The sequence below is a fragment of the Pleomorphomonas oryzae DSM 16300 genome, from assembly GCF_000422965.1.
Lineage (GTDB): Bacteria > Pseudomonadota > Alphaproteobacteria > Rhizobiales > Pleomorphomonadaceae > Pleomorphomonas > Pleomorphomonas oryzae.
In genome coordinates, this window is record NZ_AUHB01000007.1 from 23,870 (window position 1) to 42,149 (window position 18,280).

Annotated in this window: 11 protein-coding genes; 5 read left to right on the forward strand and 6 right to left on the reverse strand. The window is 61.5% G+C overall.

What is annotated here, in order from left to right; all coding sequences use genetic code 11:
- The first annotated feature begins 214 nt into the window (after window positions 1-214).
- The 3 genes from G522_RS0112920 to G522_RS0112930 all read left to right on the forward strand — a co-directional run bounded on the left by G522_RS0112920 (window position 215) and on the right by G522_RS0112930 (window position 5,979).
- Window positions 215-3,574: a hybrid sensor histidine kinase/response regulator gene (locus G522_RS0112920; protein ID WP_026791407.1), complete on the forward strand. Its 3,360-nt coding sequence runs from the start codon at window positions 215-217 to the stop codon at window positions 3,572-3,574.
- Entirely contained in the window at window positions 3,571-4,437 is an 867-nt protein-coding gene (locus G522_RS0112925) for a response regulator (RefSeq protein ID WP_026791408.1), read from the forward strand. The genes G522_RS0112920 and G522_RS0112925 overlap by 4 nt, the downstream gene beginning before the upstream one ends.
- A 198-nt stretch (window positions 4,438-4,635) precedes the next feature.
- Window positions 4,636-5,979, forward strand: coding sequence for an O-antigen ligase family protein (locus tag G522_RS0112930; RefSeq protein ID WP_169453522.1), 1,344 nt, complete (start codon window positions 4,636-4,638; stop codon window positions 5,977-5,979).
- A 47-nt stretch (window positions 5,980-6,026) separates the two neighbouring features.
- On the opposite strand, the gene G522_RS0112935 is transcribed toward G522_RS0112930, so the two are convergent.
- From G522_RS0112935 to G522_RS28995, 5 genes are all read right to left on the reverse strand, one after another.
- Window positions 6,027-7,058 carry an aldo/keto reductase gene (locus G522_RS0112935; RefSeq protein WP_026791410.1) on the reverse strand — a complete coding sequence of 344 codons (1,032 nt, stop codon included), beginning with the start codon at window positions 7,056-7,058 and terminating at the stop codon, window positions 6,027-6,029.
- Window positions 7,059-7,300: 242 nt separating this feature from the next.
- Window positions 7,301-10,435: an efflux RND transporter permease subunit gene (locus G522_RS0112940; RefSeq protein WP_026791411.1), complete on the reverse strand. Its 3,135-nt coding sequence runs from the start codon at window positions 10,433-10,435 to the stop codon at window positions 7,301-7,303.
- Between the two features lie 125 nt (window positions 10,436-10,560).
- Window positions 10,561-11,841 (reverse strand): efflux RND transporter periplasmic adaptor subunit, encoded by a 1,281-nt coding sequence (locus tag G522_RS26685; RefSeq protein WP_051228593.1) that lies wholly within the window; start codon window positions 11,839-11,841, stop codon window positions 10,561-10,563.
- The gene (locus tag G522_RS26690) at window positions 11,838-13,325 is read right to left on the reverse strand and encodes an efflux transporter outer membrane subunit (protein ID WP_051228594.1); all 1,488 of its coding nucleotides are present in this window, start codon (window positions 13,323-13,325) and stop codon (window positions 11,838-11,840) included. The genes G522_RS26685 and G522_RS26690 overlap by 4 nt, the downstream gene beginning before the upstream one ends.
- 299 nt (window positions 13,326-13,624) lie before the next feature.
- Window positions 13,625-14,233, reverse strand: coding sequence for a TetR/AcrR family transcriptional regulator (locus G522_RS28995; protein WP_051228595.1), 609 nt, complete (start codon window positions 14,231-14,233; stop codon window positions 13,625-13,627).
- A gap of 204 nt (window positions 14,234-14,437) precedes the next feature.
- Between G522_RS28995 and G522_RS0112960 the strand changes: the two genes are divergently transcribed.
- On the forward strand, window positions 14,438-15,778 hold the full coding sequence (locus G522_RS0112960; protein WP_026791412.1) for a UDP-glucose dehydrogenase family protein: 1,341 nt from the start codon (window positions 14,438-14,440) through the stop codon (window positions 15,776-15,778).
- Window positions 15,778-16,785, forward strand: coding sequence for an NAD-dependent epimerase (locus G522_RS0112965; protein ID WP_026791413.1), 1,008 nt, complete (start codon window positions 15,778-15,780; stop codon window positions 16,783-16,785). The genes G522_RS0112960 and G522_RS0112965 overlap by 1 nt, the downstream gene beginning before the upstream one ends.
- Before the next feature lie 63 nt (window positions 16,786-16,848).
- On the opposite strand, the gene G522_RS0112970 is transcribed toward G522_RS0112965, so the two are convergent.
- Window positions 16,849-18,279, reverse strand: coding sequence for a mannose-1-phosphate guanylyltransferase/mannose-6-phosphate isomerase (locus G522_RS0112970; protein ID WP_026791414.1), 1,431 nt, complete (start codon window positions 18,277-18,279; stop codon window positions 16,849-16,851).
- Window position 18,280 lies beyond the last annotated feature (1 nt).

Sequence of the window (18,280 nt, forward strand, 5' to 3'; positions counted from 1 at the left end):
GGTCCTCACTGCGACTTTCGACCAAGCGAGCCGGTCGCCCTATACGTCGATTGACGTAAGCCGCCGACCGAACCGGCATGAACCCTGCAAACAGACGGAGGAAGGAAGCGATCAGCTCGGCAGACGGGCGGTGTGATGACGCTTGCGCCGATCCATCTGCCGGAAAAACGAGCAGTCTGCCGCCTAGGGGAGCGTGAAAGGGGAGACGGGGCGCATGGCAGCGCGGCAGCGCATCATACCAATCCGGCGCCAATACAATCGCTGGGTCGCCGACGAGACGTTGGAAGATTACGCGCTGCGCTTCACAGCCAAATCGGCACGGCGCTGGTCGCAAGAACGCGTCGCACAGACGGCCATCGGCGCCATTTCCTTCCTGGCACTGGAGGCGATCGGCGGCGCCATCACACTGTCCTACGGCACGATCAACGCCGTCGCCGCTATCCTCGCCGCCAGTCTCACCATGCTTGTCGTCGGCTGGCCGATTGCCCGCACGGCCGCCCGCCACGGCGTCGACATCGACCTTCTCACCCGCGGTGCCGGCTTCGGCTACATCGGCTCGACCGTCACATCGCTCATCTATGCGAGCTTCACCTTCATCCTGTTCGCCATCGAGGCGTCGATCATGTCGACGGCCCTCGAACTGGCGCTCGGGCTACCGCTTTGGGTCGGCTATATCGTCTCCACGTTGGTCGTCATTCCGCTGGTCACCCATGGCATTGCCTGGATCAGCCGCTTCCAGATTTTGACGCAGCCGATCTGGATCGTCCTGAATATTCTCCCGTTCATCTTCATCGCCTTTTCCGACGGTGCCAGCTTTTCCGACTGGGCGGCCTTTCCGGGACGGGAGGGAGTGCCGGGCAGCGGCTTCCAGCTCATCGCCTTTGGCGCGGCGAGCGCAGTGATTCTGGCCCTCACCGCCCAGATCGGCGAACAGGTGGACTTCCTCCGCTTTCTGCCGGCGCGTCTGCCTGGTTCGGGTCGGCGGCGACGCGTGGCGGTGTTCCTCGCCGGCGCCGGTTGGGTGGTACTTGGCGTACCCAAGATGATGGCCGGGTCCTTTCTTGCCGTGCTCACATTGTCGAGCGGCGTTCCTATCGAGCACGCCGCAGAGCCGGCACGGATGTATGCCGTCGCCTTTGGCTACGTGCTGCCCGAGGGCATTTGGCTCTATCTGCTAACGGCCACTTTCGTGGTGGTCTCGCAGCTCAAGATCAACGTGATGAACGCCTACGCGGGGTCGCTTGCCTGGTCGAACTTCTTCTCGCGGCTCACCCATAGCCATCCCGGCCGCGTGGTCTGGCTGGTGTTCAACGTCTCTATCGCCCTCTTGCTGATGGAGATCGGCATCTACCAGGCGCTGGAACAGACGCTGGCCGTATTCGCGATTCTCGCCGTCGCCTGGCTGTCGACCATTTCGGCCGATCTCCTGATCAACAAGCCGCTTGGCCTCAGTCCACCCGGTATCGAGTTCAAGCGCGCCCATCTTTGGGACATCAATCCGGTCGGTGTCGGAGCGATGGCCGCAGCCACTTTGATTGGCCTTCTTGCCCATGTCGGTCTCGCGGGGCCGGTCGTCGAAGCCTTCGCCCCCTTTGTGGCGCTTGTCGTCGCCTTCCTTGCCGCGCTGCTGATCGCCTGGTTCACCGGCGGTCGCTTCTATCTGGCTCGCAAACCCCGACGCACCTATGCACTGGCGCCGAATCTGACCTGCTCGGTGTGCGAGCATGACTTCGAAGCAGAGGATATGTCCTACTGCCCGGCCTATCAGGCGCCGATCTGTTCGCTATGCTGCTCTCTGGATGCTCGCTGCCACGACCGCTGCAAGCCAAAGGCGCGGCTCGGCGCTCAGATGCAAGCGCTCTTCGGGCACCTGTTGCCGTCGCCATTCGTCGCCGCCGGCGAAACGCGCCTCGGCCGCTATCTTGTGGAGCTTGGCTTCTGGACCACTCTGTCGGGTCTCATCATGTGGTTCGTCTATCGCCAAGTGGCCGTTGACCATCCGGATGAGGCGGCCCTGGTCGGCCGGACGCTCGCCGTGGTGTTCTTCGTTTTCTCGGTGGTGATCGGCATCGTCGTCTGGTTCTTCGTGCTGGCCCGCGACTCGCGCGCCGTCGCCGAGGAAGAAGGTGCCCGCCAGACGCAGGCGCTATTCCAGGAAATCGCCGCCCACAAGCGAACCGATGCCGAGCTTCAGAAAGCCAAGGAAAAGGCCGAAGCGGCCAGCGACGCCAAGAGCCGTTACGTCATCGGCCTCAGTCATGAGCTACGCACCCCGCTCAACGCGGTACTCGGCTATGCCCAGATTCTCGAACGCGACCCTGCCATTGCCGACAAACGACGCAACGCCGTCGGCGTGATTCGTCGCTCCGCCGAGCACCTGTCAGGCCTGATCGACGGCCTTCTGGACATTTCCCGCATCGAAGCCGGTCGCTTCCGCATCCGGCTGGCCGATGTCCGAGTTCACGACCTCCTGGATCAGGTCGAGGGCATGTTTGCCCTGCAAGCGGAGGCAAGCGGCCTAGCCTTCCGTGCCAGTCGCGCCGCCGACCTTCCCGCCGTGGTGCGAACCGACGAGAAGCGCCTGCGCCAGATCCTCGTCAATCTCCTCTCCAACGCCATCAAGTTTACCCCAAAGGGCACCGTGACGCTTACCGTTGACTACCGAAACCAGGTGGCGCGTTTCACCGTCGCAGACACTGGCATCGGCATTCCCAAGGACGATCAGAGCCGCGTATTCGAGCCCTTCGAGCGTGGCCAGCACGCGGCTTCCACCCAGATTCCCGGCCTCGGGCTCGGGCTCACCATCACCCGCCTGCTGGTCGAAACCATGGGCGGCGATATCGCCGTCACCTCGACGCCTGGCGCCGGCACCAGTTTCTGCGTCCGCCTGATGCTAGGCGCCGTGGTCGGTGCCGCCGCAGTTGACGGCGACCGACCAGTGACCGGCTATACGGGTCCTCGACGCGTCATTCTGGTGGTCGACGACAACGCCGAACACCGCGATATGATGACGGAGATGCTCGCTCCGCTCGGCTTCACCGTGCTGACGGCTGCCAGCGGCGCGGACTGCATCACTCTCATGGAAACGGCGCAGCCGGACATCCTGTTCGTCGACATCCGTATGCCCGGCATGAATGGCTGGCAGTTGGTCAGCCGGTTAAGAGCGGACAGCGTCAGGACGCCGATCGTCATGTTGTCGGCCAACATCGGTGACGGGGCTATGCCGGCCAGCGACCTCGGCCACGATGATCTGCTGGCCAAACCTTTTTCGCTCGCCGACCTGCTCGACCGGCTCGGCCGCCATCTCGGTGTAACTTTCCTGGAAACGGCAACCAGCGAGGCGGAAATGGCGAGCCCACAGCCAGCGGGACACCCCACGAGGTTCTCCGCGGCCGACATTACAGAACTGAAGTCGCTCGCGGCCATCGGCTATGTGCGTGGGCTCGAGGGCAAGCTTGCCGCGCTGGCAGAAACGGATGTCGACCCTGCCACCATCGCAACACTCAGCGCCCATCTTGCTACCTTCGACCTCACGCGCTTTACCGCCGCCCTCGAGGATATGACCTCGTCATGACCCAAACCCGCGACACCGTGCTCATTGTCGATGACAGTCCCGAGACGCTTGGCTTCCTTACCGAGGCAATGGAAGCCGAGGGCGTTACGGTGCTGGTAGCCACCTCCGGTCGTCAGGCGCTTGCCATCGCCCTTCGCGTGACTCCGGATGTTGTGTTGATGGACGCGGTGATGCCGGAAATGAATGGCTTCGATGCTTGTCGGTCGCTGAAGGCCATGCCGGCGCTCGCCCACGTACCGGTGATCTTCATGACCGGATTGAGCGAAACCGAACATATCGTCCACGGCCTTGCCTCCGGCGGCGTGGACTATCTCACCAAACCGATTGATCTTGACGAGCTCAGGGCTCGCATCCGCGTCCATCTTGCCAACGCGCGTGCCAGTCTTTCGGCGCAGACCGCGCTCGATGCAGCCGGGCGGCATTTGGTGGCGATTAGCCCAGAGGGCCGTATCGTCTGGGCAACCCCGCAGGCGAATCGACTGATCGATGATCTCGGCATTGCCGGTGCAATCGAGGCGGCGGCGGCAAATGGCGACGGGCCTTTGGAGGTGACGGTACCGAACGCTTCACCGTTCCTCCTTGTTCCGGTGGGCACAGCTGGACCGGGCGAGCGGCTCTACCGACTCGGTCGTAGCGAAGCAGGCGAAACCGATCTTTTGAAATCTCGCTTCGGTATCACCGCGCGCGAAGCCGAAGTGCTTCTATGGATCGGTCGCGGCAAAACCAACAAAGACATTGGGGAGATCCTTGGCCTTTCACCGCGCACCGTCAACAAACACCTCGAGCAGATCTACGCCAAACTCGGTGTCGAGAACCGTGCGTCAGCGGCGTTGAAGGCGGCCGATGCGCTGCATGGAGGATGAGGAACACGGGTGGCATGCCGAGCCGACGGAATGACCTCTCTAAGCCATTGTTTTGGCGGTAAAGCTTTCCGCCTAAAAGCCAGCAACTTTCGAGATACATCCCCTAGCTCGCCGCCAACGAAATCGCTAAAGTGCCGCCGTCATTCAGGAGGATCGCCAAGCGTGGCCAATCGTCAGCATAGGGCGCACCGGAGCAGCATGTCCCGCCGGTCGAAAGGTCACGACTACCTCGGATGGGCATTGGTAGCGACGGCGCTCTTGGCGCCGCTGCCCTTGGGCGGCATTCGCGCCTTCTTCTTTATGCTCTATGCGGTCATCGTCGCTGCGATGGGGCTGTTTTATGCCATTGGGCTTTATCGCGGCCATGTCCGGCCACGCTTGCCTTTGTCCGCCCTCGCCATACCCGTGATCTTGTTCGGCCTGGTGATCGTCTGGTTGCTGATAACCCTTCTGCCGCTCGGTATTGGCGCTGCGCCCGAATGGGCAGCGCTGTCACCATTGGCCGACGCGACGGGACGAATTTCCATCGGGCCCGGTGCCACCTTCGACATGCTGGTGCGTTATCTGACCTACGCGTTGTTTTTCGTGTTGGCCCTGCAAGTCTCCGTCGAAAAGCAGCGGGCGAAGATGCTGTTTCGTCTGGTTTACTGGGGTATCGCCGCTCACGCGCTGCTCGCCCTCGCCTCGCTGACCTTTTTTGGCGATGTTCTGCTGTTCTTACCGAAGGACGCCTACTTCGGCGATGCCACCGGAGCCTTCGTCAATCGCAACAGCTTCGCGACGTTCGCCGCCTTCGGCGCCATCATGGGCGTGGCTCTCGTCTTTGGAGATGATGAAGACGACGTCGCGCGCTCACGGCTAAGCCGACTGTTGACCCGGCTCGGTTTCAATGTCGCGCCGCTTGCCCTGATCGGCCTCGCACTCGCATCTTCGCACTCTCGCATGGGCATGTTTGTCGCAGCGCTGGGTGCCGGCGTCGTTACGCTGATCGCCATGTTCAGGTCGACTGGGATACGCCGTGTTTTCGCTGGTGTGCTTATCGTCATCGGTCTCATCGCCGGCGCGGTGCTGGCCAACACCGGTGGCGTCTTGTTCGAGCGCATGGCGACGGTCGACCGCGATGCCGATGTCCGGCTCGCCGTCTACAAACAGACGCTCGGTCTCATCGCCTCTCGACCACTGACCGGGTACGGCGGCGGCACCTATGAGGACGCCTTCCGAGCGGTGAAAGCCGATCCGATCAGCCCCGACGTAACGTTTGACGCCGCTCACGATCTCTACCTGGAACTGGCCGCCGAGCTCGGCATTCCCGCCACAATCGCCGTCGTGCTATCGGTGTTGCTGCTGGCGGGGACCACTGCCTGGGCCGCCATACGCCGCGAGAACTGGATGATTCCCGCGGCTTCGGCGGCCGCCGTGTTGGCCGGTGGAGTCCATTCGCTGGTCGACTTCAGCCTGCAGATTCCAGCCATCGTTATGATGATGCTGCTGATTCTGGCTCTCGGCTTCGCCCAGAGCCGCCCGATACAGCAGGCAGGATAAGCCGGATCGAACGGTAAGAACCCTACCGTCCGATTTCCTTCCATAGATCAGCGACTACCGGACAGTTTGCGATGGCGCTGAGCAATGCCTTGCGCGCCGTAGGGATAGTCGGGCGGCGTCGGTGCGCTGACGGTCGTGAGCCGTTCCAGCGCTTCATCGGAGAGCTTCAGATCCGCCGCCCGCAGATTGTCGGCCAGCTGCGCGGGCGTGCGTGCGCCGAGAATGACCGACGTGACGGCGGGCCGGGCCGCCAGCCACGCGAGTGCGACCTGTGCCATGGTCACACCGTGGCTGTTGGCAATGTCTTCGACCGCACCGATGATCGCCCAGGTCCGTTCTTCGGCATTGCGCGGTCCGTAGGCCTCCATGCCGCGGTTGGGATTTTCGCCGAGGCGCGTGGCGCCCGACGGCAGCTGGTCGCGCTTGTACTTGCCGGAAAGCCAACCGCCGCCGAGCGGCGACCATGGCAGCAGGCCCATGCCGGCATCGAGACAAGCATCAACGATTTCAAGTTCGATATTGCGGACGAGAAGGTTGTACTGCGGCTGCAACGTCACCGGCCGGCTATAGCCCCTCGCTTTCGCAATCTCCGAAGCCTTGGCGATATGCCAGCCGACATAGTTGGAGAAACCATAGTAGGCGATCTTGCCGGCGCTGACCGCGTCATCAAGAAAGCGTAGCGTCTCCTCGATCGGGGTCAGAGCATCCCAAGCATGCATCTGGTAGAGGTCGATGCGCTCGATGCCGAGCCGCCGCAGCGAGGCGTCGAGGGCTTCGCCGAGATGGCGGCGGGAGAGGCCGAGGTCATTCGGCCCCGGTCCCATCGGGAAGCGCCCCTTGGTCGCAACGACCGCCTGCTTTGCCTCGATCGGGCGTGCCTTCAGCCAACGGCCGACGATTTCCTCCGACACCCCGGCGGAATAGACATCGGCTGTGTCAATGAAAGTGCCGCCCGCAGCGAAGAAATCGTCCATCAGGCGAAAAGACGTCGCTTCGTCAGCTTCGTCGCCAAATGTCATGGCGCCAAGGCAGTGTACCGATACGACCGTACCACTCGGGCCGAGCTTGCGATATTCCATGGAACTCCTCCAGCTTGTCTCATAACGCGATAACCCGCCTATCGGCGAAACGGTTCAAAGACACAGGAATTTATCACACAAATGGCAATGTCTGGAGTTGATCATTTCCGACGGACGTACATCGATTTTGTTGGAAACGACGCGAAGAGCGTCTGTTGGGCATCCCTCGCTAACGACGTTTCGGAACACCAATGAAAAAGCCCCGACATTGCCGGGGCTTTTCCGTTCTCATTGAAGCCGTCCTAGATTTCGGCCGCTGCCTCATCCTCTGGCGGCTTGTTGCTCCAGCCCATCCGCTCACTCGACCGCATGACGACGTAGAATAACAGCGGCACGAAGAACAAACCGACGGTGGTGGAAGCAATCATGCCACCCATCACGCCGATGCCGATGGCGTTCTGCGCCGCCGAGCCGGCACCCGTTGCTATGGCAAGCGGCGTGACGCCAAGGATGAAGGCGAGCGACGTCATGATAATCGGGCGGAGACGGATGCGAGCGGCGTGCAGCGCGGCTTCGATCAACCCCTCGCCCTGCCGCTGCAGGTCACGAGCGAACTCGACGATCAGAATGGCATTCTTGGCGGCAAGACCAATGGTCGTGAGCAGGCCGACCTTGAGATAGACGTCATTGGATTGCCCGAACAACTTGGCGGCGAGCAACGTACCGAGCACTGAGATCGGCACCGACAGCATGACAGCAAACGGGATCGTCCAGCTCTCGTAAAGGGCGGCAAGACACAGGAACACCACCAGGAAAGCCACGGCATAGAGACCATTGGCCTGCGCGCCCGACAACCTCTCCTGATAGGAAAGGCCAATCCAGCCCGTGGTATATCCGCCACCCTGCTTGGAAACCAAGGACTCCATCTCGTTCATCGCCTGACCCGATGATGCACCAAATCCGGCGTTGCCCTGAATGTTGATCGCCGACACGCCGTTAAAGCGCGACAGCTTGGGCGGACCGAAGGACCAATTGGTCTCGACGAAGGAGGAAAACGGCACCATCTCGCCCGTGCCGTTGCGGGCGTACCAGCGATTGAAGTCGCTGGGCGTCATGCGGAACGGTGCATCCGACTGCAGATAGACGGGTTTGATCTCGCCGCGATCGATGAAGTCATTGACGTAGGAGCCGGCCCAGGCCGTGGTTATGATCGAGTTGATGTCGGCCAAATTGATCCCGAGAGCCGTCGCCTTCTCCTGATTGATGTTGACGTGCAGCTGCATCTGATTGGGCTGAGCGTTTTCGCGCACTGCCATCAGCTGGGGATTCTGATTCGCCTGCATCAGGACCTGATCACGAGCCGCTTCGAGAGCGGCGCGACCATTGCCGGCCGTATCCTGCAGATACATGTCGAAGCCGCCAGAAATGCCCATGCCCGGAATGGCCGGCGGCAACAGCGTGAAGATCATGGCGTCCTTGATCCTAGAGGTCGCCATCATCGCCCGGCCAACCACCGCCTGGGCCGACAACCGTGGGTCAGTCCGGCCCTTGAAATCCTTAAGGCGTACAAAGGCGAAGCCGGCATTCTGGCCGGAGCCAGCAAATGAGAAGCCGGTCACTGCCATGACGCTCTCCACGGCCTCCGTCTCATTCTTCAGGAAATAGTCGGCATACTCATCGACCACCTGCTTGGTGCGCTCCGTTGTCGCGCCAGACGGCAGTTGGATCATGGCGAGCAGTACACCCTGGTCTTCGGTTGGAATGAACGAGCTCGGCAGCTTGTCGAACATGAAGGCGGCACCACCGACCAAAGCCAGGAACACCACCAGCATGCGCACGGGACGACCGATGATGCCGCGGACAGTCCGCTGGAATATCGATGACGAATCATCGAAACGGCGATTGAACCAACCAAAGAAGCCACGATGACCGCCATGGCTCGGCTTTAGCATCGTCGCGCAGAGTGCCGGCGTCAAAACCAACGCAACGACAACCGACAGCAGCATGGCCGACACAATGGTCACCGAGAACTGCCGATAAATGATACCGGTCGCCCCGCCCATGAACGCCATCGGCACGAACACCGCCGAGAGCACCAGTGCGATACCGATCAACGCGCTGGTGATCTCGCGCATCGATTTTTGCGTCGCCGCCTTCGGATGCAGCTTCTCCTCGGTCATGATGCGCTCGACGTTCTCAACGACGACGATGGCATCGTCGACGAGCAGACCGATGGCCAGCACCATGGCGAACATGGTCAGTGTATTGATGGAATACCCCATCACCGCGAGAACGCCGAAGGTACCCAGCAACACGACCGGAACGGCGATGACCGGGATCAGCGTCGCCCTGAAATTCTGAAGGAACAGATACATCACCAGAAAAACAAGGACGACGGCTTCGATCAGCGTCTCGACCACCTTTTCGATGGAAAGCGTTACGAAGGGCGTCGTATCGTAAGCGTAGACATATTCCACGTTTTGCGGTAGCGACGGCTTCAGTCGGTCAAGCGTAGTGCGGACATTCTCGGCGGTCTGGAGCGCGTTGGCGCCGGAAGAGAGATTGACGCCAAAACCGGCAGCCGGTTTGCCGTTGTAATAGGCCTGCGCGGCGTAGCTTTCCGAACCGATTTCAACGCGCGCCACGTCACCGAGCCGGACGATCGAACCGTCCTGCTGCGTTTTCAGAATAATATTGCGGAACTGTTCGGGGGTCTGCAACTGGCTCTGGGCAGTAATCGTCGCATTCAGCTGCACCCCCACGACCGCTGGCCGTCCACCGATCTGGCCGGCAGAAACCTGAGCGTTCTGCGCCTTAACGGCATTTGCTACATCACTGGGAGTCAGCGTGAACTTGTTGAGTTGATCAGGGTCGAGCCAAATTCGCATGGCATAGCTCGAACCAAACAACTGCAGGTTACCGACACCTTGGACGCGCAGTAGTTGGTCCTTGAGACGTGTCGAGACGATATCGGCGAGATCCGTACCGTTGAGCGTCCCATCGGTCGACACCACCGCCACTGCCATCAGGAAAGAATTCGTCGACTTGCTAACCGTGATGCCTTGGTCGATCACCGCCTGGGGCAAAGTTGATTGGATGAGTTGCAGCTTGTTCTGCGCCTGCATCTGGGCGATGTCGCCATTGCCCTTGTTGGAGAAGGTCAGCGTGATTGACGACGAGCCGTCGGATGTCGACGAAGACTCCATGTAGTCGAGATTGTCGAGACCGTTCATGTTTTGCTCGATGACCTTGGTCACGGCATTTTCGACGGTTTCGGCGCTAGCCCCGGGATAGGTCGCCGAGATGCGCACGGTCGGCGGTGCGATCTCGGGATATTGCGAGATCGATAGCGTCGAGATGGCAAGAATACCCGCCAGCATGATGGTGATGGCGATCACCCAGGCGAAAACGGGACGATTGATGAAAAATTGAGCCATGCCTTGCCTCGACGAGGTCGATCCGCCGGATTCGGGCGAATCGGTAAGCGAAAATCGGTCGGTGCGTCACATGCACCGTTGGTCAGGCCGGAGCAGCAGGCGCCGCTAACCAGCCTGTTGAATTGTCAGGGCGCCTTGGCCGGCGCAGCAGCCGGAGCTGCCTGAGGCTTGACGAGACCGTCGGCGCCAAGTTCCACCTCGGCGGACTTGACCGCCATGCCGGGCCGGATCTTCTGCACACCCTCTATGATCAGGCGATCGCCGTCGGAGACGCCCTTCTCTACCACCCAGCTGAAGCCGTTGGCGCGATTAGCCGTCAGAGCGCGCGACTCGACCTTGTTGTCGGTCGTTAGAAAATAAGCACTTGCCTGGCCGGTGACCCCACGGCTTACTGCGCGCTGCGGCAGCAGGAAAACATTATTCTCCGTACCAATCTCGACGGAGGCGCGCATATACATGCCGGGTAGGAGCCGCATCTTCGGATTGGCAAAGCTCGAACGGATGGTCACCGTATCAGTGGTCTCGTCAACATTGGCCTCGGTCGAAATGATGCGGCCAACCTCCTCATAGGTCGAGTTGTCGTCGAGCTTGATGGTAACTTTCGGACCCTGCTTGCCCGAATTCACGCCATCACCCTCAATCGCCTGACGCATGTGATTCATGCTGGTGCTCGACGCGCTGAGGTCGACATAAATCGGATCAATCTGGCGGATGGTCGCCAGCGCCGTCGCCTGCCCCGCCGTGACCAGCGCACCCTCGGTCACTGAGGAGCGGCCGATCAGGCCGGAAATTGGCGCCTTAACTTCGGTGTAGCCGAGATTGATCTCTGACGTTCGGACAGATGACGCGGCGGAAGCAACAGCGGCTTTGGCCTGCAGGAGTGCCGAGCGCGCCTCATCGATATCCTGTTTGGAAACACCGTTGACGTTGGCAAGTTCTTGATAGCGATCGAACTTCGCTTGTGCGCTCGGTACGCTCGCCTCAGCTCGCTCGAGATCGGCTTTGGCGGCGTCGAGCGTTGCCTGGTAGGATCGGGCGTCGATGCGATAAAGCACATCGCCGGCATTGACCCGCGAACCTTCCTCGAAAACCCGCTTTTCAATGATACCGCCGACCTGCGGCCTAATTTCAGCGACCGCCGAGGCCGCCGTGCGTCCCGCGACTTCCTCGACGATCGGTGCCGAGGTGGGATGGACAACGATAAAGCCCACTTCCGGCGTTGGCATCTGCATGCCGGCGGGGGCGCCACCGCCGGGCGCCGCCCCGGCGGGCGCACCGCCGCTCTTGGCACCAAGCATATCGCCAGCCTTGTGCAACACCGCACCCACCTGTTCACAGCCGGAGATCAGCGGCAGCGCGAGGGCGAGCAGCAATGCGCCGCCAGCCAGCTTCTTAAGGTTCGTCACTTCTTCTCTCCGGGTACGGACGGCATGGTTTTTTGAGGATCGGTATTGGCGAGCGCCACGAGGTTGTCCGGCCGGTTCCACCAGCCGCCACCCAATGCCGTAAACAGCGCCACCGCGTCGAGGTAACGCGAAGCTTCGGCCGAAGCGCGGGAGAGGCGTGCCGACTGGTAGGTCGATTGGGCCGTCAGCACGTCGGTATAGGAAACGGTGCCCGCCTTGAACAACGTTTGAGACAGATCGAGGCTTTCTTTGGCCGCCTTTTCGGCAGCGAGATAGCCGGCAAGTGCCTGCCGGTCGTGCTGTAGCGCGCGCAGGGCGTTGGCGACGTCCTTGAAGGCAGCGAGCACCGTCGAACGGTAGTTGGCGAATGCCGCTTCGTAGGCCGCTTCAGAGGCCCTCTTGTTGTGGACCAGCGTACCACCCTTGAAGATCGGCTGAGCAAGTCCGGCAGCGATACTCCAGCCAGTCGTGTTCGAAGCAAACAGATCACCAAGCTCGGCGGCCGATGTGGGCAGCGAGGCAGAGAGCGTCAGCTGCGGCAGCATGGCGGCGGTCGAAACCCCGATCTCGGCTGAGGCATAATGGAGTTGCGCCTCCGCCGCCCGGATGTCCGGGCGTTGTTCGACAAGCGCAGACGGTACGCTGAGAGGTAGGGCATGCGGCAGAACGAGGCCGGCAATACGGAACTTGCGAGAGGCATACTGATTGGGGAAATCGCCAACCAGCGCAGCGATAGTGTTCTGCTGCTGCGCCAAAGCTTTTTGCAATGCCGGCAGCGAAGCTTGGGCTTGAGCCAGCGACGCCTGCTGCTGCAGGACATTGGCGCGAGCCGCCGTACCAACACTGACTTGGTTATTGAGAACGCCAAGAAGTTCCTGATAGGAGGCGATTACCTCCTGGGAAGCCGCGATCTGCTCGCGATAAGATGCTTCCTGAATAACCGCCTGCGCCAAACTGGAGGTTATCGTCAGGTAGGTTGCTTCAGCAGTGAAAGCCTGCTTCTCGGCCGAGGCTTTGGCTGCCTCCACAGACCTGCGCGTACCGCCGAAAATATCGAGCGTATAGGAGACCGACGGCGTAACGCTGTAGAGCGTGTAGAGGCCGACGTTGGTGGTACCGGTCGAATCGGCGCGCGTCGCACTGCTGGACAGTGACAAGCTCGGGAACAGACTGCCACTCGCAGCAAGCGCCGTTTCGTTGGCCTGCTTCAAGGTCGCCCGAGCCGACTCTAGGTCAGGATTTTTCTCGATCGCCTGCTTCATCAGCAAGTCGAGATCCTTGTTGCGGAACAATTCCCACCAGCGAGCCGGAACATCGGCGGCATACGCGAGACTCGTACCCGTCGCACGGCCGGCAGAAGCATCGCCCGAACCGAGATAGCCCGCACCGGGATCCAAGGCGGGTCGCTCAAAATCTGGACCGACTGCGCAGCCGGCGAGCATCGTCACCGACAGGAGAAGAGAAACAAGCCGAGCCGGCGTCATCAATGCCCCCACCCCAAAAGACCGATCATTCGATGGATATGACTTGAACGGTCAAAGCACAACCAAAAGACGACTCCATGACCAACCGCCTGACGCCCAATGTCGGAAACTCCAACCAACTGGCGGCAGCGACCCAAAAGTCGTGATTGCATGCGGAGTCGGAGAAGACGTTCGGCAGACCCCAAAGTCAATCGTCGAGCTGGACCAGAACGACAATGTGAACAAGCTAACCAACCCGGCTTTATTTGCCGACCCTGGCGAGTCAGCGAAAAGTACCATATTCAGCAGAACGTCACTTTTCAAGCACGCAAGCTGAGACCCCGGATCACGAAATCCACGAGCTGGTCACACTTCTTTGTCATCTCCTCGACGGTGAACAAGCTGCGGCTACGGAGTACCGCGGCTGGATCGAGGATGGTGATGAGGCTATCGCAGAGTGCAGCGGCGGTGACCACAACATCGCAAGGGGCAAATTCCCCGTCGGCAATTCCATCCTCAATCAGCTTCTCAAAGCGCTGCAGCAACCGATGAAAAAAGGCGATAGCGCTCGGCGGAGGGGTTGAATCCAGGCCAATCATGATTGCCAGACGGGCGGGCATTTTGCCTCGAACGAGATGGGTTTCCAGAATGAGATGGGCCATTGCTCTGAGCCGGAGCGAGGCCGATGGGATGCCAGCGGTCGTTTCGATGGCCGCGTCGATTTCCATCACCCAACGCAACGCCACCGCATCAATCAAGCCGGCTTTGTTACCAAAATTTTTAAAGATATTAGCCGGCGACATGCCAAGCGCCTTGGCAATCGAGCCGATGGTCATATCGGCATAGCCCACAGCCTGAAGCTGGCGCTCCGCCTCGTCGAGAATTTCCGTGCGCGTGTCGGCGCTCTTATGCCAGGACCGTCTTGCCATGAATCGTTGTCTAGCGCTTTCGCTATGCTTCGGCCATGGGGCGTTTGGTCAAGCGACGCGCTCCTTCCGGCAAGGGAGAGTTCCCGAAAAGCCCCTCGACAACGGGCGCTTGCCGTGGAATGACGGCCGCAATGCTGGTTGGAGTTTGAGCCGCGTCAGAACCGGGCGAAAGCCTACCTGACGCGCTATTTCGGGGAGCTCACCATGAAGATCGTGATGATAGGGTCTGGCTATGTTGGCCTTGTTTCGGGAACATGCTTTGCCGATTTCGGCCATGACGTTGTCTGCATGGACAAGGCGGTGGAGAAGATCGAGGCGCTGGAGCGTGGCGAGATCCCCATCTACGAGCCGGGGCTGGATGCGTTGGTCGCCGCCAACGTCAAGTCAGGGCGCCTGACCTTTACCACTGACCTTGCCGGTCCGGTGGCCGAGGCCGACGTGGTGTTCATCGCCGTCGGCACGCCGTCGCGGCGCGGCGATGGCCATGCCGATCTGTCCTATGTCTACGCCGCCGCCCGCGAGATCGCCACGGCGGTGAAGGGCTTCACCGTGGTGGTCACCAAGTCGACCGTGCCGGTCGGCACCGGTGACGAGGTGGAACGCATCATTCGCGAGACCAATCCCACCGCCGACGTCGCCGTCGTCTCCAATCCGGAGTTCCTGCGCGAGGGCGCCGCCATCGACGACTTCAAGCGGCCCGACCGCATCGTCATCGGCTATGAGGACGAGCGCGCCAAGGAAGTGATGACCGAAGTCTACCGGCCGCTCTATCTCAACCAGGCACCGCTGCTGTTCACCAAGCGCCGCACCTCCGAGCTGATCAAGTATGCCGGCAATGCGTTTCTCGCCATGAAGATCACCTTCATCAACGAGATCGCCGATCTCTGCGAGAAGGTGGGCGCCGACGTGCAGCAGGTGGCGCGCGGCATCGGCCTCGACGGCCGCATCGGCGGCAAGTTCCTGCATGCCGGCCCCGGTTACGGCGGCTCCTGCTTCCCGAAAGACACGCTGGCGCTGGTCAAGACCGCCCAAGACTACGACAGCCCGATCCGCCTGATCGAGACCACCGTCGCCGTCAACGACATTCGCAAGCGGGCGATGGCCCGCAAGGTGATCCAGGCAGTGGGCGGCGATGCCCGTGGCAAGACGGTGGCCGTGCTCGGTCTCACCTTCAAGCCGATGACCGACGACATGCGCGACAGTCCGGCCATCTCCATCATCCAGGCGCTGCAGGACGCCGGCGCCAAGGTGCGCGGCTTCGATCCCGAGGGCATGGACAACGCCAGGAAGCTGATCGAGGGTGTCGATTACGTCGGCAGCGCCTATGAGGCGGCGGAGGGGGCCGATGTGGTCTGCATCGTCACCGAGTGGAACGAGTTCCGGGCGCTGGACTTCCCCCGCCTCAAAGGCGTGATGAAGGCGCCGGTTCTGGTCGATCTCAGGAACATCTACCGCCCCGAAGAGATCGAAAAGCACGGCTTCAGCTATACAAGTGTCGGACGCGGCATGCCCTCCACCGGTTCCGTCGCCAAGGCGGCCGAATAATGCGCTTCCTGATCACCGGCACCGCCGGCTTCATCGGCTTCCATCTCGCTCGGCGTCTGCTCGATGCCGCCCACTTCGTCACCGGCTTCGATGGCATGACACCCTATTACGACGTTCGCCTCAAGGAGGCGCGCCATGCTCTTCTCGAGCGATCGAACGGCTTCCGGGCGGTGATTGGCCAGTTGGAGAACGCTGCGGCTCTGAAGCAGGCCGCCGAGCTCGCGGAGCCCGAGGTAATCATCCACCTCGCAGCGCAAGCCGGTGTCCGCTACAGCCTTGAGAACCCCAAGGCCTACGTCGACGCCAACCTCACCGGCAGCTGGAATGTGCTGGAGCTGGCCAAGGCCTACGAGGTGAAGCACCTGATGCTCGCCTCGACGTCATCGGTCTATGGCGCCAACGACAAGGTACCGTTTGCCGAAGCCGACAAGACCGACGAGCCGCTGACGCTCTACGCCGCCACCAAGAAGGCGATGGAGGCGATGGCGCACTCCTACGCCCACCTCTGGAAGATCCCGACCACCGCCTTCCGCTTCTTCACCGTCTACGGTCCCTGGGGAAGGCCGGACATGGCGCTGTTCAAGTTCGTCGACGCCATCGAGAAGGGCGAACCAATCGACGTCTACGGCGAAGGCAACATGCGGCGCGACTTCACCTATGTCGAAGACTTGGTGGAAGCGATCGTCCGGTTGGTGCCCGTCGCTCCCAGCGAAGACAACCGCGTCACGGTCGACGGTGTCGTCGACACGCTGTCCAAGCAGGCGCCGTTCCGCATCGTCAACATCGGCGGTGGCCAGCCGGTCGGCCTCTTGGACTTCATCGCGGCGATCGAACAGGCGCTCGGCAAGCCGGCCATCCGCAACCTGTTACCTATGCAAAAAGGCGACGTGCCACAGACTTTCGCCGCACCCGACCTCCTCAGAGCCCTCACCGGCTACGTGCCCGACACCGACGTGCCCCACGGCGTCCAAAACTTCGTCGAATGGTACAGGACCTGGAAGGGGTGAAAAAACGGGCAAGCGTTGCGTCGCCTGCCCGTATGCGTTCAGCCGATGTCGATCAGCGGCTTCCTAGACTCGTTGATAGATATCCTCGATGCGCTCGACGTCGTCGTTGCCGAGATAGGCGCCGGACTGCACCTCGATCAGCTCCAGCGGGATCTTGCCGCGGTTGGAAAGACGGTGCTTGGCACCGAGCGGCACATAGGCCGACTGGTTGATGGTCAGAAGACGCGGCGGCTCACCGTCGATCTCGATGGTCGCAGTCCCGTTTACCACCACCCAATGCTCGGCCCGGTGCTGATGGCGCTGCAGCGACAGCACTCCACCCGGATCGACGACAATGTGCTTGACGGCGAAGCGCGGGCCGGCGACCAGCGCTTCGATATAGCCCCAGGGACGATAGTCGCGACGATGCAACGTTGCCTCGTCACGTCCTCCCAGTTTCAGCGCGTCAACCAGCCCCTTGACGGCCTGCGCCTGCTCGCGTGGCGCCACCATGACGGCATCCGGCGTTGCCACCACCATCAAGCCTTCGGCGCCGACCACCGTCGTCAGAATGCCTTGGCTGTGGACCAAGCAATCGTGTGAGGCGATGATCATGCCATCGCCATGAATGGCGTTACCCTCGCCGTCACGCTCACTCACCTGCCAGATGGCATCCCAGGCGCCAACGTCCGACCAACGGAAGCGGCCCTTGACCACGGCAATCTCCTCCGTCTTCTCGATCACCGCATAGTCGATCGACGTCTTGCGAGCGGTCGAGAAAGCCTCCGGATCGAGCCGAACAAAGCCGATATCCTCGGATGCTTTGTCGACGGCCTCGGAAGCAGCGGCGACGATGTCCGGCGCGTACTTTCCGAACTCGGCCAGCATCTGGCTGGCCTTGAACAGGAAATTGCCCGAGTTCCAGAGATAGCCGTCGCGGAGATACCGAAGCGCCGTCTCGGCGTCGGGCTTTTCGACGAAGGCTTCGACGAGGCAGAGATCGTCATTGCCATTGAGTGCCGCGCCGGGGCGAATGTAGCCATAGGCCGTCTTAGGCTCGGTTGGGACGAGGCCGAACACCACGATCTTGCCGGCCTCGGCAGCGGTGAGACCAAGCCGCACCGCATCGCGGAATACATCGTCGTCGAGCACCACGTGATCGGCGGCGAGCGCCAATACCGCGCTACCCGGGCGGGTTTTTTCGACGAAGGCCGCAGCAGCAGCAACGGCAGCCGCGCTATCGCGGCGGGCCGGTTCCAGCACCACTGTTGCTTTGACGCCAACATCGGCCGCCTGCCGGCGGGCAAAGAAGCGGAAGGCGTCCGAAGTAATCACCACTGGATCATCGAACAGGGTGGGATCGGCGACGCGTCGCAACGTTTCCTGATAAGTCGAAAGGTCGCCGGTCAGTGGCTGGAACTGCTTGGGAAAGGAGTCGCGCGACGCCGGCCAAAGGCGGGTGCCGGAACCACCCGCCAGGATGACGGGAACGATCTTGGGGGATCCTTGGGGCATC

Bases quoted from the DNA above. Each gene is read 5' to 3' on its own strand.
- G522_RS0112925 (WP_026791408.1), top strand. From the start codon at position 3,571: ATGACCCAAACCCGCGACACCGTGCTCATTGTCGATGACAGTCCCGAG.
- G522_RS0112920 (WP_026791407.1), top strand. From the start codon at position 215: ATGGCAGCGCGGCAGCGCATCATACCAATCCGGCGCCAATACAATCGC.
- G522_RS0112935 (WP_026791410.1), bottom strand. From the start codon at position 7,058: ATGGAATATCGCAAGCTCGGCCCGAGTGGTACGGTCGTATCGGTACAC.
- G522_RS0112965 (WP_026791413.1), top strand. From the start codon at position 15,778: ATGCGCTTCCTGATCACCGGCACCGCCGGCTTCATCGGCTTCCATCTC.
- G522_RS0112930 (WP_169453522.1), top strand. From the start codon at position 4,636: ATGTCCCGCCGGTCGAAAGGTCACGACTACCTCGGATGGGCATTGGTA.
- G522_RS0112970 (WP_026791414.1), bottom strand. From the start codon at position 18,279: ATGCCCCAAGGATCCCCCAAGATCGTTCCCGTCATCCTGGCGGGTGGT.
- G522_RS26690 (WP_051228594.1), bottom strand. From the start codon at position 13,325: ATGACGCCGGCTCGGCTTGTTTCTCTTCTCCTGTCGGTGACGATGCTC.
- G522_RS28995 (WP_051228595.1), bottom strand. From the start codon at position 14,233: ATGGCAAGACGGTCCTGGCATAAGAGCGCCGACACGCGCACGGAAATT.
- G522_RS0112940 (WP_026791411.1), bottom strand. From the start codon at position 10,435: ATGGCTCAATTTTTCATCAATCGTCCCGTTTTCGCCTGGGTGATCGCC.
- G522_RS0112960 (WP_026791412.1), top strand. From the start codon at position 14,438: ATGAAGATCGTGATGATAGGGTCTGGCTATGTTGGCCTTGTTTCGGGA.